At 71.7% G+C, this 15812-nt stretch carries 16 protein-coding genes; 4 read left to right on the top strand and 12 right to left on the bottom strand.

Annotated features, from left to right (window positions below; all coding sequences use genetic code 11):
• Nucleotides 1-64: 64 nt before the first annotated feature.
• On the top strand, nucleotides 65-1033 hold the full coding sequence (locus tag AB0399_RS27705; RefSeq protein WP_366413199.1) for a glycosyltransferase: 969 nt from the start codon (nucleotides 65-67) through the stop codon (nucleotides 1031-1033).
• A gap of 87 nt (nucleotides 1034-1120) precedes the next feature.
• Here AB0399_RS27705 and AB0399_RS27700 read toward each other — a convergent pair whose 3' ends face one another.
• From AB0399_RS27700 to AB0399_RS27650, 11 genes are all read right to left on the bottom strand, one after another.
• Nucleotides 1121-2500, bottom strand: a complete 1380-nt coding sequence (locus AB0399_RS27700; RefSeq protein ID WP_366413198.1) for a ricin-type beta-trefoil lectin domain protein — start codon at nucleotides 2498-2500, stop codon at nucleotides 1121-1123.
• Between the two features lie 132 nt (nucleotides 2501-2632).
• A complete protein-coding gene (locus tag AB0399_RS27695) occupies nucleotides 2633-4318 on the bottom strand; it encodes a hypothetical protein (protein WP_366413197.1) in 1686 nt (561 codons plus the stop codon).
• Nucleotides 4319-4549: 231 nt separating this feature from the next.
• Nucleotides 4550-5260, bottom strand: coding sequence for a DUF4232 domain-containing protein (locus AB0399_RS27690; protein WP_366413196.1), 711 nt, complete (start codon nucleotides 5258-5260; stop codon nucleotides 4550-4552).
• Between the two features lie 285 nt (nucleotides 5261-5545).
• Entirely contained in the window at nucleotides 5546-5893 is a 348-nt protein-coding gene (locus AB0399_RS27685) for a metal-sulfur cluster assembly factor (protein ID WP_328462730.1), read from the bottom strand.
• Nucleotides 5890-6345 (bottom strand): Fe-S cluster assembly sulfur transfer protein SufU, encoded by a 456-nt coding sequence (gene sufU, locus AB0399_RS27680; protein ID WP_328462732.1) that lies wholly within the window; start codon nucleotides 6343-6345, stop codon nucleotides 5890-5892. The genes AB0399_RS27685 and sufU overlap by 4 nt, the downstream gene beginning before the upstream one ends.
• A gap of 13 nt (nucleotides 6346-6358) precedes the next feature.
• A complete protein-coding gene (locus AB0399_RS27675) occupies nucleotides 6359-7618 on the bottom strand; it encodes a cysteine desulfurase (RefSeq protein WP_329374386.1) in 1260 nt (419 codons plus the stop codon).
• A 14-nt stretch (nucleotides 7619-7632) separates the two neighbouring features.
• Nucleotides 7633-8397, bottom strand: coding sequence for a Fe-S cluster assembly ATPase SufC (sufC, locus tag AB0399_RS27670; RefSeq protein ID WP_329370616.1), 765 nt, complete (start codon nucleotides 8395-8397; stop codon nucleotides 7633-7635).
• Nucleotides 8398-8404: 7 nt separating this feature from the next.
• On the bottom strand, nucleotides 8405-8722 hold the full coding sequence (locus AB0399_RS27665) for a bifunctional 3-phenylpropionate/cinnamic acid dioxygenase ferredoxin subunit (protein WP_328473958.1): 318 nt from the start codon (nucleotides 8720-8722) through the stop codon (nucleotides 8405-8407).
• 8 nt (nucleotides 8723-8730) lie between these two features.
• Nucleotides 8731-9912 (bottom strand): Fe-S cluster assembly protein SufD, encoded by a 1182-nt coding sequence (gene sufD / locus AB0399_RS27660; RefSeq protein ID WP_329370614.1) that lies wholly within the window; start codon nucleotides 9910-9912, stop codon nucleotides 8731-8733.
• A gap of 69 nt (nucleotides 9913-9981) precedes the next feature.
• Nucleotides 9982-11403: a Fe-S cluster assembly protein SufB gene (gene sufB / locus AB0399_RS27655; RefSeq protein ID WP_328462738.1), complete on the bottom strand. Its 1422-nt coding sequence runs from the start codon at nucleotides 11401-11403 to the stop codon at nucleotides 9982-9984.
• Nucleotides 11400-12314 carry a metalloregulator ArsR/SmtB family transcription factor gene (locus AB0399_RS27650; protein WP_366413195.1) on the bottom strand — a complete coding sequence of 305 codons (915 nt, stop codon included), beginning with the start codon at nucleotides 12312-12314 and terminating at the stop codon, nucleotides 11400-11402. The genes sufB and AB0399_RS27650 overlap by 4 nt, the downstream gene beginning before the upstream one ends.
• A 168-nt stretch (nucleotides 12315-12482) precedes the next feature.
• On the opposite strand from AB0399_RS27650, the gene AB0399_RS27645 reads away from it, so the two are divergent.
• The gene (locus AB0399_RS27645) at nucleotides 12483-13409 is read left to right on the top strand and encodes an ABC transporter ATP-binding protein (protein ID WP_328462742.1); all 927 of its coding nucleotides are present in this window, start codon (nucleotides 12483-12485) and stop codon (nucleotides 13407-13409) included.
• Nucleotides 13406-14215 (top strand): ABC transporter permease, encoded by an 810-nt coding sequence (locus tag AB0399_RS27640; protein ID WP_366413194.1) that lies wholly within the window; start codon nucleotides 13406-13408, stop codon nucleotides 14213-14215. Before AB0399_RS27645 ends, AB0399_RS27640 begins: the two co-directional genes overlap by 4 nt.
• A gap of 65 nt (nucleotides 14216-14280) precedes the next feature.
• On the opposite strand, the gene AB0399_RS27635 is transcribed toward AB0399_RS27640, so the two are convergent.
• The gene (locus AB0399_RS27635; protein ID WP_366413193.1) at nucleotides 14281-14814 is read right to left on the bottom strand and encodes a hypothetical protein; all 534 of its coding nucleotides are present in this window, start codon (nucleotides 14812-14814) and stop codon (nucleotides 14281-14283) included.
• A gap of 148 nt (nucleotides 14815-14962) precedes the next feature.
• Here AB0399_RS27635 and AB0399_RS27630 point away from each other — a divergent pair, with 148 nt between their 5' ends.
• Nucleotides 14963-15721 (top strand): GntR family transcriptional regulator, encoded by a 759-nt coding sequence (locus AB0399_RS27630; RefSeq protein WP_366413192.1) that lies wholly within the window; start codon nucleotides 14963-14965, stop codon nucleotides 15719-15721.
• Nucleotides 15722-15812 lie beyond the last annotated feature (91 nt).

Raw genomic sequence — 15812 nt, 5'->3', positions numbered from 1 at the left:
ATTTTCGCAACTCTTTCGAGGGCCGTCAACGGCATTCGTCCCGCGGGCGACTCCTCCCCGGCGGGTGACCACGGGCGACGTGGTGGTCCTGCACGACCCGCAGACGCTCGGGCTGGCCCCGGCGGTCAAAGCCGCGGGCGCGCGGGTGGTCTGGCACTGCCACATCGGGGCCGAGGTCGCGCCCGAGCGCGGCCCCGGCGCGGTGTGGCGGGCGTTCGCGGCCGAACTCGCCGCGGTGGACGCCGTCGTGACCACGATGCCCGGGTTCGCCCCGCCGCGCACGCGCGCGCTGTTCATGGTCCCGCCCGCGGTCGACCCGGCGGCGACGAAGAACCGCGAACTCACCGGGGACGAGGTCGCCGCGGTGCTCGCCGGGACCGGCCTCACCACCGGCCGGGCCGGGGCCGGCGTGACGGTCCGGCAGGACCGGCCGCTGCCGGCCGGCGCGCGGGTCGTGCTGCAGGTGTCGCGCTGGGACCCGCTCAAGGACATGCCCGGGGTGGTGCGCTGCGTCGTGGGCCTCCCGAAGGACGTGCACGTCGTGCTCGCGGGCACCGAGCCGGCGGAGATCGCCGACGACCCCGAGGGCCTCGCCGTCCTCGCCGAGGTGACCTCCGTGCTGAACGGGCTGCCGGACGAGGACCGCGCACGGGTGCACCTGGTGTGCATCTCGCTCAGGGACCCGGAGCGCAACGCGCTCGTGGTGAACGCCTTGCAGCGCAGGGCCGACGTGGTCCTGCAGAAGAGCCTGGAGGAGGGCTTCGGGCTCACCGTGACCGAGGCGATGGTCAAGGGCCGCCCGGTGGTCGCGTCCGACGTGGGCGGGCTGCGGTTGCAGGTCACGCACGGGCACAACGGCCTGCTCGTCGATCCGGCCGACCTCGCGGGCGTGCGTACCGCGCTCACCCGGCTGCTCGACGACCCGGCGCTGTGCCGGGAGCTCGGCAGGCGCGCCAGGACCGGCGCGCTGGAGCGCTACACGATGCGACGGTTCGCCGCGGACTACCTGAAGGTGCTCCACCGGGCGCCGTGACGGGCCGGCCCGCCGGACCGCGCCGGGCGCACGTCGTACGTCGTACGGACGGGCGGCGGGCAGCGGCGGCGGGCCGGGCCGGGGCCGTCAGCTCGGCAGGGTCCAGCTCTGCGCGGCGGTTCCGTTGCAGTCCCAGATCCGCAACTGCGTCCCGTCGGCCGTCGAACTGTTCGGGTCGTCCAGGCAGCGCCCGGACTCCGGGTTGACCAGCGAGCCGTTCGCCCCGGCCAGCCAGCGCTGCGCACCGCTGCCGTTGCACTGCCACCACTGCACCAGCGTGCCGGCGACGGTACCGCTCCCGCTCACGTCCAGGCAGCCGCCCAGCGCGCGCAACGTGCCGCCCTCGCCCGGCACGACCGTCCAGTTCTGCGCGCCGGTGCCGTTGCAGCCCCACAGCTGCACGTGCGTGCCGTCGGTGGTCCCGGAGTTGGCGACATCCACGCACTTGCCCGGGATGCCGGAGGTGACGGGGCCGGTACGGGTCTGCCCGCCGGACGCCAGCGCGGACTCCACCAGCGCGGCCGCGCCGCTCATCCCGGCCTCGTTCGGGTGGTACTGCGAGCGGCCCGCCGCGGGCGTGTACGTCTCCACCCACGGGACGGCCGCACACGCGTCGTGGCCGTGACTCGCGGCGGCGAGGTCCACCAGCGTCGCGCCCGTCGCGGTCGCCGCGGTGCTCGTCGCGTCGACCAGCCGGGAGGCGATGCTGCGCTCGTACGCGGCCTGGTCGGCGGTGAGCGGCACCCCGGTGCAGACACCGGAGTCCGGCAGGATGGTGAAGTAGTCGACCAGCAGCACCTTCGCCTGGGGCGCGGTGGCGTGCACCGCGTCGACCACGTTCTCGATCCGCCCGGCCAGCACCCCGAAGGTCTGGTCGATCGAACCCTGGTCCACGCTCCCGCAGTTCGACCCGCCGCTGGTCTGGCAGGAGTACGCGTCGATGCTGCCCAGGTAGTCCACGTCATTGCCGCCGATGGTGACGGTGACGAGCTGGGTGGCGCTGGTGACCGCGTCGATCTGCGGCGGCTGCCCGGCCTGGCCGGTGGTCAGCACGTTCGCGGTCGTCGCGCCGCTGCACGAGGCGTCGGTGAGGTTCGCGCCGATGTCCCGGGCCAGCACGCTCGCGTAGTTGTTCTGCGACCGGGCGCAGGCGGCCGCTCCCGTGCCGGTCTGGGCCGGCGGGATGCCCGGCCCGGCGGCGAAGGAGCTGCCCATGGCCACGTAGTTCAGCCCGGCGTCGTCCGCCGCGGCGGCGGCCGTCGTGCCCGCCGCCGTTGTACCCGAGGGCGTCGCCGGCGCTGCGGCGACCGCCGCGGGGGCCAGGAACACCGCCACCGCCGCGACCGCCGCCGCGATCCCGACGGGCAGCAGCGCCCGCCGCCGCCCGACCGCCGGCCTCCCGCTCCCGCTCCCGCTCCCGCTCCCGCTCCCGCTCCCGCTTTCGCTTTCGCTGATCCTGCGCGACATTCCCACGCCACCTCCCACCGTAGGGAGCCGCACCGCGGCTCCAAGGACCCTGCGCGCTGTGCTCTGTTGGGCTGACTCGCCGCGCACCGGGGCCTGACGCACCCGGTGCGCGGGAGAACGGGTGGGCGGCCGTCAACCGCCGAGGGTGATCTCCACCGTGTGGTGGCCGGTGGCGCCGGCCGGCACGAGCGGCGCCGCGCGGCGGCCGTCCACGGTGCACGCGCGCACGCGGGTACCGGCCCCCTTGAGCGTGATGTCGACGGTCGCGCCGCGGTACGGCAGCCCGCCGAGCGTCACCGGCCCCCAGCCGTCCGGCAGGGTCGGGGACAGCCGCAGGCCCTGCTCGGTGCAGTCCACCCCGAACAGCCCGGCGAGGATCATCCGCAGGTATCCCGTCGCCGACCACGCCTGGTCGGGTTGCGAGGTGAAGTGGGAGGCGGTGCCGTCGCCACCGGTCTGCCAGCCGCCGTCCACCGCGCCCGACAGCGAGTCGTACAGCTCGTAGAAGCTGTTGTCGCTGCCCCGCACCAGCGCGGCCAGCTCCCCCACCGCCCGGGCGAACAGGTCCGCCCGCCCCACGGCGGCCGCGGCGTGGCCGAACATCGAGTGGACCATGGGCCACACGAGGACGTTGTGCCGTCCGGGCTTGTCGTCGCTGAACCGCTCGAAGTGCGGCCACACGTTCACGATGCCGTGCGGCTGCCAGTGCGCGGCCCCCACCACCCGGCGCGCACGGTCGGCGTCGGCCACCCCGAGCAGCACCGCGAACGCCAGGCCCGCGCCCTCCTGGGAGGTGTCCAGCCGGCCCGCCGAAGCGTCCTGGCCGTGCACGAAGTAGCCGTACGTCCCGGCGTCCTCGCGCCACAGGTGCGTGTCGATCGCCTCCCGCACGGCCTGGGCGGCGGCGCGGTGGGCGGCGGCGTCCGCCGGGTGCCCCAGCGTCTGCGCCATCTCCCCGGCCGCCCGGTAGGCCCCGTAGTAGAGGCAGTTGGTGGACAGGCACATCAACTCGTCGGTGTGCGGATAGTCCAGCACGAACGACGAGTCGACCCCGGTGGTCCACGGCGGCGCCGGGTAGCCGGCGATGCCGTCGTTCATGAACGATGGGCCCTGGTAGAGGCCGAAGTCGGCGTTGAGGTTCTTCGCCTTGCGGGCGGCCAGGGTGTGCGCGGCCGTGGCGTACGCGTCGGCCAGGAACTCCCGGTCGCCGGTGACCAGGTAGTGGTTCCAGGCGCCGAGCACCCAGACCACCTGGTCCCACCACTGGTTGTCCTGCTGCACGATGAGGCCGGCGTCCGCCCGCTCCACCACGGACCACAGGGTGTTGCGGCCGATCACCGGACCGAGCAGGCTCGCCGCGTTCCACGCGTTGACCGCCGCGTCGCGCGTCCACCGCTGCGGCAGCGGATACCCGCCGCCGGCCCGGATGAACGAACCGCTGGGATACGTCACCAGCCCGGCCGCGTCATACGTCCCGGGGTCCGCGTAGGCGGTGTTGATGCCGAACAGGTCGGTCAGCGCCGACTCGTAGGCGGTGCCGACCAGTTGCTGGGTCGAGGAGTCGCCGAAGGTCAGGGTCGGCAGGGTGTAGCCGATCCGCGCGCCGCCCGTCCCCGAAGCCGGGGACCCCGAACCGCCGCCCTGCGCAGGGGAGTCGGCGTGTGCCTCGACCGTCCCCAGACCGCCCAGGCCGGCAGCGGCGAGCGTGCCCGCCACGATGCCGGTGCCGGCGGTCCCCAGGACGCCGCGTCTGGTGAGGCGCCGCGCCTGCCGCCCCGCTTCCCGTCCCGGCTCTTCCGCGGCCGCACCCGAGTCCATGGCGTCCACTCCCTTCACGCCCGCGCGCCACCACCGCGCGGCACGCTGCACGGAACGCTGCCGCCCACCGCCGTCCGGCATCCCGGGCACGCCGGATCGACGCACCGACGGTGCCGTGACGCATGATGGCAACGTTGTCAAAGTGTCAACGTGGAAGCTAGCAGCCCGCGTTGACACCGCCAAGGGGTCCGACCACACCTCCTCGCCCGGCGGATGGAGCCGCCACGGCGGCTACTTGTTGCCGTGCACCGCGCCGACCCGCAGGTTCTGGATCGAGGAGCCGACGCACTCCTGCCGGTTCCAGGGGATGTTGAGGGACTCCTTCTGGTTCGGCGGGTAGACCCGCAGGGTCGGCACCGTGGTCAGGTCGCACTGCGCGGCGGAGTAGCCGCTCTGGCCGTTGACACTCAGCGCGTCGGCGTACGCGTGGGCGCCGGGGATCAGCGTGACCCTGGTGGCGGGGGTGTCGCTCGTGCGCGCGGCCGCCTTGCCGAGCTGGATGTTGTGGATCTTCACGAAGGAGACACCGGGGTAGCCGGAGAGGGTGCACGGCGAGGAGCCGGTGTTCTGGAAGACGATCTGGAAGCCGGCGGTCCCGGCGCCGGCCGAGAAGTCGCCGACGGTGGCCGACAGCTGGTTGGTGGTGCAGTCGGGCACGGAGGTGCCGGCCGACGCGGTGCTGCCGGACCCGCCCGACCCGCCGGACCCCGATGACGTGCCGCCGACGGTGGCCGGGTTCGCCGTCTCGCCGCCCGCCGAGTCGTCGCCGGGCGCGGACGACGTACCGGACGACGTCCCGGACGGCGCCGAGGTGGCGGAGGACGACGAGGCCGAGGAGGAGTCGGACGCGTTGCTGTCGTCCGGTCCGCACGCCGCGAGCGCGAGGCCGGCGGTGGCGAGCATGACGACGAGTGTTCCGGTCCGGACGGTCCTGGTACGCATAGTCCTTGCCTTTCCTGTGCGATCACTGAGGCGGGTGATGCGCCTTCGATGATCGTGTACCCACAGAACCGGCGATGTCAGCGGTCGTCGGCGAGCCGTTACTCCCCGGGGACACAACGGGTCATCCGCCGCGACATTCACCCGACAATCATCACGGAAGTGGCTGGTCCGGCGTCCGCTCCATGGCCGCTCCGGTGCCCCGCCGCAACGCCGACGGGCGGCCACCGCGTGCTCACGCGGTGGCCGCCCGTCGGCGGCGGAGATCCGGAACGGCGGTCCCTCGGCTCAGACGTTGAAGCCCAGGGCGCGCAACTGCTCGCGGCCGTCGTCGGTGATCTTGTCCGGGCCCCACGGCGGCATCCAGACCCAGTTGATCTTCAGCTCGCGCACGATGCCCTCGGTGGCGGTCTGCGCCTGCTCCTCGATGACGTCGGTCAGCGGACAGGCCGCCGAGGTGAGGGTCATGTCGAGGGTGGCGGTGTTGGTGTCGTCGATGTGGATGCCGTAGATCAGGCCGAGGTTGACCACGTCGATGCCCAGTTCGGGGTCGACGACGTCGTAGAGCGCCTCGCGCACCTCCTCCTCGGAGGCCGGGGTGGTGCTCAGGCCGTTGGGCACGGTGTTGTTCGTCATACGGGCTTCCCTTCGGCCAGCGCCTGGGCGGTGGCGTCCTTCCAGGCCATCCAGCTCAGCAGGGCGCACTTCACGCGCGCCGGGTACTTGGAGACGCCGGCGAACGCGACCGCGTCCTCCAGCACCTCCTCCATCGCGTCGTCGGGCTCGATCCGGCCGCGGGACTGCATCAGCTCCAGGAAGGTCTCCTGGATCTTCTGCGCCTCGGCCAGCTCCTTGCCGACCAGCAGCTCGTTGAGCACCGAGGCGCTGGCCTGGCTGATCGAGCAGCCCTGGCCCTCGTAGGAGACATCGCCGATGACACTGCCGTCCAGCCGCACCCGCAGCGTGATCTCGTCGCCGCAGGTGGGGTTGACGTGGTGCACCTCGGCCTGGCCGTCGCGCAGACCGCGGCCGTGCGGGTGCTTGTAGTGGTCCAGGATCACGTCCTGGTACATCGAGTCGAGTTTCACAGCAGCACCACCATCAGCCGAAGAAGTTCCGGACCTGCTCCAACCCCTCGACCAGGGCGTCGACCTCGGCCGGAGTGGAGTACAGATAGAACGACGCTCGGGTGGTCGCGGGAATTCCGTACCGCAGGCACACCGGGCGGGCGCAGTGGTGGCCGACCCGGACCGCGATGCCCTGTTCGTCCAGCACCTGACCGACGTCGTGCGGGTGGATGTCGCCGAGCGTGAAGGAGATCGCCGCGCCGCGGTCCTCGCCGGTGGTCGGGCCGATGATCCGCAGATCGGGCACGTCCAGCAGCCGGGTCAGGGCGTACTCGGTGATCGCGTGCTCGTGCGCGGCGACGTTCTCCATGCCGAGCGCGCTGAGGTAGTCCACGGCCGCGCCGAGGCCGACCGCCTGGGCGATCGGCGGGGTGCCGGCCTCGAACTTGTGCGGCGCGGGCGCGTAGGTGGAGGAGTGCATCGAGACGGTCTCGATCATCTCGCCGCCGCCGAGGAAGGGCGGCAGGTCCTCCAGCAGCTCCTGGCGGCCCCACAGCACGCCGATGCCGGTCGGGCCGAGCATCTTGTGGCCGGTGAAGGCGACGAAGTCCGCGCCGAGCGCCTGGACGTCCAGCGGCATGTGCGGGGCGGCCTGGGAGGCGTCGATCAGGACGAGCGCGCCGACCTGCTGGGCGCGGCGCACGATCGCCTCGACCGGGTTGACGGTGCCGAGGATGTTGGAGACCAGCACGAAGGAGACGATCTTCGTCTTCTCGGTGATCACCTGCTCGATGTCGGACAGGTCGAGCCGGCCGTCGTCGGTGAGGCCGAACCACTTCAGCTTGGCGCCGGTGCGCTGCGAGAGCAGCTGCCACGGCACGATGTTGGAGTGGTGCTCCATCTCCGTGATGACGATCTCGGTGTCGCCGTCCACCCGGTAGGGCTCGTCGGCCCATCCCAGCATGTTCGCCACCAGGTTCAGCGACTCCGACGCGTTCTTGGTGAAGATCACCTCGTCGCGGCTGGGCGCGTTGATGAAGGCGGCGACCTTGTCGCGGGCGCCTTCGTACAGCGCGGTGGCCTCCTCGGCGAGCACGTGGACGCCGCGGTGCACGTTGGCGTTGGACTGCTCGTAGTAGGCGCTGAGGGTGTCCAGCACCTGGCGCGGCTTCTGCGAGGTGGCCGCGTTGTCGAGGTAGACCAGGCGGCGGTCGTCGTGGACCAGGCGGTCCAGGATCGGGAAGTCCTTGCGGATCGCCTCGGTGTCGAGGAGGCCGGCCGGCACCCTGCCGATCGGCGAGGTCGATGTCACGCGGCAGCGCCACCCTTCACGTAGGACTCGTAGCCCTCTTCCTCCAGCTTGTCGGCGAGCTCGGCGCCGCCGGACTCGACGATCCGGCCGGCCGAGAAGACATGCACGAAGTCGGGCTTGATGTAGCGCAGGATGCGCGTGTAGTGCGTGATCAGCAGGGTGCCGACCTCGCCCCGCTCGCGGACCCGGTTGACGCCTTCGGAGACGATCCGCAGGGCGTCGACGTCGAGGCCGGAGTCGGTCTCGTCGAGGATCGCGATCTTCGGCTTGAGCAGTTCGAGCTGGAGGATCTCGTGGCGCTTCTTCTCGCCGCCGGAGAAGCCCTCGTTGACGTTGCGCTCGGCGAAGGCGGGGTCCATGTGCAGGTGTTCCATGGTCTCCCGGACCTCCTTCACCCAGGTCCGCAGCTTGGGGGCCTCGCCGCGGATGGCGGTGGCAGAGGTGCGCAGGAAGTTGGAGACCGACACCCCGGGGATCTCGACCGGGTACTGCATGGCGAGGAAGACGCCGGCCCGGGCCCGCTCGTCGACGGTCATCGCCAGCACGTCCTCACCGTCGAGGGTGACGGTGCCGCCGGTGACGGTGTACTTGGGGTGCCCGGCCAGGGAGTAGGCCAGGGTGGACTTGCCGGAGCCGTTGGGGCCCATGATGGCGTGGGTCTCGCCCTGTTTCACGGTGAGGTCGACGCCCTTGAGGATTTCCTTGGTGGCGTTGTCGGCTTCGACGGTGACGTGCAGGTCGTGGATTTCAAGCGTGGCCATGGGTGACTCAGGACTCCTGGGTGACGGAGACGAGCACGTCGTCCCCAACGATCTTGACGGGGTATACGGGGACGGGCCGCGTGGCGGGCAGTCCGGAGGGCTTGCCGGTGCGCAGGTCGAAGCTGGAGCCGTGCAGCCAGCACTCGATCTGGCAGTCCTCCACCTCGCCCTCGGAGAGCGAGACGTTGGCGTGCGAGCAGATGTCGTTGATCGCGAACACCTCGCCCTCGGTGCGGACCACCGAGATCGGCACGCCGTCGATCTCGACCCGGCGCGGGGTGTCGTCCTCCAACTCGCTGAGCGCGCAGGCGCGGACGAAGGGCACGGTGCTGGTCATCCGACCGCCGCCTCCAGTTCCGCGTCGATCTTCGCCATCAGCCGCTCCTCCAGGTCGGGCAGTCCGATCTGCTGGACCAGCTCGCCGAAGAAGCCGCGTACCACCAGGCGGCGGGCGTCCTCGGTGCGGATACCGCGGCTCATCAGGTAGAAGAGCTGCTCGTCGTCGAACCGGCCGGTCGCGGAGGCGTGTCCGGCGCCGACGATCTCGCCGGTCTCGATCTCCAGGTTCGGCACCGAGTCGACCCGGGCGCCGTCGGTGAGGACGAGGTTCCGGTTCAGCTCGTAGGTGTCGGTGCCCTCGGCCGCGGCCCGGATCAGCACGTCGCCGATCCACACCGCGTGCGCGTCCTGGCCCTGGAGCGCGCCCTTGTACGCCACGTTGGACCGGCAGTGCGGCGTGTCGTGGTCGATGAACAGGCGGTGCTCCTGGTGCTGGCCGCGGTCGGTGAAGTACAGCCCGAACAGGTCGGCCTCGCCGCCGGGGGCGCCGTAGACGACCCGGGGGTGCAGCCGGACCAGGTCGCCGCCGAAGGTGACGACGACGGACTTGAAGCTCGCGTCACGGCCGACCAGCGCGGTGTGCTGGGCGGCGTGCACGGCGGTGTCGGCCCAGTCCTGGACGGACACCACGGTGAGCTTGGCGCCGTCGCCGATCAGGAACTCGACGTTGGCGCCGAGGGTGGTGTCACCGGTGTGGTCCAGCACCACCACGGCCTCGGCGAACGCGCCGACCTCCACGACCTGGTGGCCGTAGGCGACGCCGCCCTCGCCGTGCACGGAGATCCGGATCGGCTCGGTGAGCACGGTGTCCTTGGGGACGCTGACCACCGACGCCTTCTCGAAGGCGCTGAACGCCTGGGCGGCGACCCGGTCCACCGGCTTGCCGGCCTTGCCGACCCGCGGGTCGGTGCGGTCCACGGTCTGCACGACGACGCCGTCGGGCGCGGTCACCTCGACCCGCAGCGAGCCGGTCGCCTCCGCGGTGCCGTCATGCAGCCCGCGCAGCCGCGCCAGCGGCGTGAAGCGCCATTCCTCCTCGCGCCCGTTCGGCACGGGGAAGTCGGCCACGTCGTAGGACGGGGCGGCGCTGACCCGGGCGTCGGCGGGCTGCTCGGTCGGCTGCCCCACCGTGATGGCACCGTCCGTGGTGCTGCCCGCAGGGGTGTTCTCGGCCATGGGTGTACTGCTGCTCCTCTTGGATTGCTTCGATCGGTGCGGGAAGGCGGGGCGCCGGAGTGAACCGGGTCAGCCGACCGCGCCTTCCATCTGCAGCTCGATCAGCCGGTTCAGTTCGAGGGCGTACTCCATCGGCAGCTCCTTGGCGATCGGCTCGACGAAGCCGCGCACGATCATCGCCATGGCCTCGAACTCGGTCATCCCGCGGCTCATCAGGTAGAAGAGCTGGTCGTCGGAGACCTTGGAGACGGTCGCCTCGTGGCCCATCGACACGTCGTCCTCGCGCACGTCCACGTACGGGTACGTGTCGGAGCGGGAGATCGTGTCGACCAGCAGGGCGTCGCACAGCACGTTGGACTTCGCGCCGGAGGAGCCCTCGCCGATCTCGATCAGGCCGCGGTAGGAGGTCCGGCCGCCGCCGCGCGCCACCGACTTGGAGACGATGTTGGACGAGGTGTTCGGCGCCATGTGCACCATCTTGGCGCCCGCGTCCTGGTGCTGGCCCTCGCCGGCGAAGGCGATGGAGAGCGTCTCGCCCTTGGCGTGCTCGCCCATCAGGTAGACCGCCGGGTACTTCATGGTCACCTTGGAGCCGATGTTGCCGTCGACCCACTCCATGGTCGCGCCCTCGTAGGCGACGGCGCGCTTGGTGACCAGGTTGTAGACGTTGTTCGACCAGTTCTGGATGGTCGTGTAGCGGCAGCGGCCGCCCTTCTTCACGATGATCTCGACCACCGCGGAGTGCAGCGAGTCCGACTTGTAGATCGGCGCGGTGCAGCCCTCGACGTAGTGGACGTACGCGTCCTCGTCGACGATGATCAGGGTCCGCTCGAACTGGCCCATGTTCTCGGTGTTGATCCGGAAGTACGCCTGCAGCGGGATCTCCACGTGCACGCCCTTCGGCACGTAGATGAACGAGCCGCCGGACCACACCGCGGTGTTCAGCGAGGCGAACTTGTTGTCGCCGGCCGGGATGACGGTGCCGAAGTACTCCTGGAACAGCTCCGGGTGCTCGCGCAGCGCGGTGTCGGTGTCCTGGAAGATGACGCCCTGCTCCTCCAGGTCCTCGCGGATCTGGTGGTAGACGACCTCGGACTCGTACTGGGCGGCGACGCCGGCGACCAGGCGCTGCTTCTCCGCCTCCGGGATGCCGAGCTTGTCGTAGGTGTTCTTGATGTCCTCGGGCAGGTCCTCCCAGGACTCCGCCTGCTTCTCCGTGGACCGCACGAAGTACTTGATGTTGTCGAAGTCGATGCCGGTGAGGTCGGAGCCCCAGGTCGGCATCGGCTTCTTGCCGAACAGCCGCAGCCCCTTCAGCCGCATCTTCAGCATCCACTCCGGCTCGGACTTCTTGCCGGAGATGTCGCGGACGACCTCCTCCGACAGACCGCGCTTGGCGGCGGCGCCGGCGGTGTCGGAGTCGGCCCAGCCGTACTCGTAGGTGCCGATGCCTTCGAGCTCCGGGTGAGTGGTCTCCGTGGGAGCAGTCATGCGGGGTTCCTCCCGGACGTGCTGACTGGTGCGTGGTCTGTGCGTGTGGGTACTGCGGGTTCTGCGAATTCTGCGGGTCCTGCTGCCGATACCGGGGCCGCGGGTCCTGCGGGGGACGCGGACTTCGCGGCCGGATCGGGTGGTGCTGCGGGTGGTCGTACGGGTGGTGCGGGTGCTGCCGGTTCCTCGGGTGCCGCGGCGGGCCGGCCCTGGTGGGCCTGCGGGATGAACGTGGTGCACACCCCGTCGCCGTGCGCGATGGTGGCAAGCCGCTGGACGTGGGTCCCGAGCAGGCGGGAGAAGACCTCGGCCTCCGCCTCGCAGAGCTGCGGGTACTGCTCGGCGGCGTGAGCCACCGGGCAGTGGTGTTGGCACAGCTGCTCCCCGGCCGGGCCGGGGGCGCTCCGCGCTGTTGCAGCGTACCCGTCCGCGGTCAGGGCGCGGGCCAGCGCCTGGGCCCGCTCGTCGGGCGCGGCGGCGTCGATCAGCTCGCGGTACCGCTCGGCCTGGGCGGCGACCCGGGCCCGCGCGAACGCGGTGACCGCGGCCTCGCCCTGCTCTCCGCCGCCGGCGGACTGGGCGATCCAGCCCAGGGCGTCCGCGGCGAGCTGGTCGTATGCCTGGTCGAAGGCGTCCCGGCCGCAGTCGGTGAGCGCGAAGACCTTCGCGGGGCGGCCGCGGCCGCGGCTGCCGTAGACCCGCTGATCGCGGGCTTCCACGATGTTCTCCGCGACGAGCGCGTCCAAGTGACGGCGCACCGCCGCCTGGGTGAGGCCCAGCCGCTCGGCGAGGTCCGCGGCGGTGGAGGGCCCGTGGCCCAGGATGGAGCTGGCGACGCGGTTGCGGGTGCGCCGCTCACCGGTCGTCTGCTCCTCCGCCGCCGCGCGGGCAGCACCGCCTACGTATTTCACAACGCCATTGTTGCTTAATTCGGCGGGCAGGGGCAAGCTCGGCCCTTCACCTGCACGGTGGGCTACATCACTTAGGGTCACCTCACTTCCGGGCCCGGCACGGCCCCGGACCGTCCGGGTTCCGCCCTGCCGCCGTGGCGCCCCTCCGCGCTCCCTAGACTCGTCGCCATGCGAAACGAGTCCGCGGTCGAGGTGACCGGTCTGGTCAAGCGGTACGGCACCAGGACCGCGGTCGACGGCCTCGACCTGACCGTGCCGCGCGGCTCCGTCACCGCCGTGCTCGGCCCCAACGGCGCGGGCAAGACCACCACCGTCGAAGTCTGCGAGGGCTACCGGCGGCCCGACGGCGGCACCGCCCGCGTCCTCGGCCTCGACCCGGTCACCCAGGGCGGTGAACTGCGGCCGCGGATCGGCGTGATGCTCCAGTCCGGCGGCGTCTACCCGGGCGCCCACGCCGAGGAGATGCTGCGGCACGCGGCGACCCTCCACGCCCACCCCGTCGACCCGGCGCTGCTCATCGAGCGACTCGGCCTGGACGGCTGCGGCCGCACCACCTACCGGCGGCTGTCCGGCGGCCAGCAGCAGCGCCTGGCGCTGGCCATGGCGGTGGTCGGCCGCCCCGAACTGGTCTTCCTCGACGAGCCCACCGCCGGCCTGGACCCGCAGGCCCGGCACGCCACCTGGGACCTGGTCCGCGAACTGCGCGCCGACGGCGTCACCGTGGTGCTCACCACCCACTTCATGGACGAGGCCGAGCAACTCGCCGACCAGGTGGTGATCATCGACGCCGGCCGCTCGATCGCCGCCGGCAGCCCCGAGGAGCTGTGCCGCGGCGGCGCCGAGAACACCCTGCGCTTCACCGGCCGCCCCGCCCTGGACCTCGCCTCACTGCTCAACGCCCTGCCCCCCGACACCCGCGCCGGCGAGCTCTCCCCCGGCTCGTACCGCATCGAGGGCACGGTGGACCCGCAACTGCTGGCCACCGTCGCCTCCTGGTGCGCCCAGCACGGCGTCATGCCCGACCACCTCGCGGTGGAGCGGCGCACCCTGGAGGACGTCTTCTTGGAACTGACCGGCAGGGAGCTGCGGGTATGAGCGTCACCACCGACACCGCGCACGTCACCGGCGAGGGCGAAGGCGCCGGCGTCTTCGCCCCCGCGCCCGGCGCGGCACCGCTGCCCCGGATGATCCGGGCGCAGGCGCTGCTGGAGACGAAGATGCTGCTGCGCAACGGCGAGCAGCTCCTGCTCACCGTGGTGATCCCGGCCCTGCTGCTGGTGCTCTTCAGCGCGGTGGACATCGTGGACACCGGCCCCGGCAAGTCCGTGGACTTCCTCGCCCCCGGCATCCTCGCGCTCGCCGTGCTGTCCACGGCGTTCACCGGCCAGGCGATCGCGACGGGCTTCGAGCGCCGCTACGGCGTGCTCAAGCGCCTCGGCGCCTCGCCGCTGCCGCGCTGGGCGCTGATGACCGCGAAGACCTGCTCGGTGCTGGTCACCGAGGCGCTCCAGGTCGCCCTGCTGGTGGTGATCGCCTTCGCCCTCGGCTGGTCGCCGCACGGCGACCCCGCCGCCGTCCTGCTCCTCCTCCTGCTCGGCACCGCCGCGTTCTCCGGGCTCGGCCTGCTCATGGCCGGCACCCTCAAGGCCGAGGCCACCCTCGCCGCCGCGAACCTCGTCTTCCTCCTCCTGCTGGTCGGCGGCGGCGTGATCGTCCCGATGTCCAAGTTCTCCGGCGGCGTCCAGGACGTCCTCAAGCTCCTGCCGATCTCGGCACTCTCCGACGGCCTGCGCGACGTCCTCCAGAACGGCGCCGGCATCCCCTGGTCCGACCTCGGCATCCTCGCGGTGTGGTCCGTCGTCGGCCTCGCGGCGGCGGCCCGCTTCTTCCGCTGGGAGTGACGTCTCCCTTCCGACGCCCCCCGGCCCCCTTCACCCGAGCGCGCCCGCCGGGTGAGGGCCGGCGGTCAGGTCTCCGAGGGGACGCCGTCCTGATCGGTGGGCGTCCAACGCCCAACCCCGCAGGCCCCGTACTCCGTCTCGAGGTCCACCGGCCGGAAGTCGTCCAAGCGCATCATGAGCTGGGCGGCCTGCATCCACGGCATGCGGTCGTCACCGAAGTCCATGCCGCCCACGTCGTGCGGCACGGGCCGTGGAAATCCGGGCCGGTACAGCACGCCGTGCACGCCACTGAGCGCGTAGCGGCGGACGCGCACCGCCGTGTATCGCTGACGCGCGAAGTGCACCTTGCCGTACTGCGGCTTGCCCTTGCCGGGAGTGCTCGGCACTCGGCGCCACAGGATGCCGTTGCTGTCCCGGTCGTACGGGCGCTCCTTGAGATACGCCAACCGTCCGCGACGCATGGTGACTTCGGGCTGCGCCGCCGACTCCGAGGACCAGGACGCGATGAACGGCACGAGCCCGGCAACGGGCAGGGTGCCGATCGGGCGGCGGTCGGGGGCCGAAGTCCTTGCGACCCGCCGACCAGGTGACTTGTGCACGATCTCTTCCCTCCGCGCGGACACCGCGGACAGGGGCCACCTGTGGGTGAGCCGCGTCCGCTCGGCAAGCCCATCGGAAGCGAGCAGCCCGAACAGGCGCTCCAACAGCCGGCCCCTATGCTGTCTAGAGAGGAGAGGACGAAGCCGTATGAGCAACGCGGGCGGACATCACCGGCCCAAGTACCAGCGGATCGCCGGCGCACTGCGCGAGGCGATCCAGCGCGGGGAGTACGGCCCCGGCGATCGGCTCCCTGGGGAGAACGACCTGATGGCCACCTACGAGGTGGCGCGGATGACCGCGCGGCAGGCGCTCGGGGTGCTCCAGAGTGAGGGGATCGCCGAGTCCCGCAAGGGCGCGGGCGTCTTCGTCCGCTCGTTCCGACCGCTGCGGCGGCGTGGGATTCAGCGGGTGGCCGGCAGCCGGTGGGGCAACGGACAGTCGATCTGGGCGGCCGACACCGAGGGCCGGGAACTCGTCGTCGACCAGGTCGAGGTCACCGAGGAGAAGGCGCGCGAGGACATCGCAGCCGTCCTGGGGCTCAAGGTCGGCGACGCGGTCTGCGTGCGCAACCGCCGCTTCGTACTCGACGGCAAGCCGGTGCTGCTGGCGACGTCGTATCTGGCCGCGTCCCTCGTGGCGGGGTCGGCCGTCACGCGGACCGACACCGGGCCCGGCGGGATCTACGCACGGCTCGCCGAACTCGGCCACAAGCCGGTGCACTTCCGCGAGGAGGTCCGCTCGCGCATGCCCTCCGCCGAGGAGTCCGAGCGGCTGGAGCTCGCCGCGGGGACGCCGGTGGTCCTGGTCTGCCGAACGGCTTTCACGGATGACGGGCACGCCGTCGAGGTCAACGAGATGGCGCTGGACGCGGCGTCCTACGTGCTGGAGTACGACTTCGACGCCTAGGCCGTGTTTTGGAAGTCCCGCCTGGCCCGTGGCGCCTGGCACGCACGCTCGCTTCGTTGTCGGGCTTGTCCGAGTAGGCCCACTACGAGGA

This window comes from Streptomyces sp. NPDC088194, from assembly GCF_040702025.1.
In the GTDB taxonomy this organism is placed as follows: domain Bacteria; phylum Actinomycetota; class Actinomycetes; order Streptomycetales; family Streptomycetaceae; genus Actinacidiphila.
Note: the sequence above shows the minus strand (reverse complement) of the source record. Positions and strands in the feature narration are given on the sequence as shown.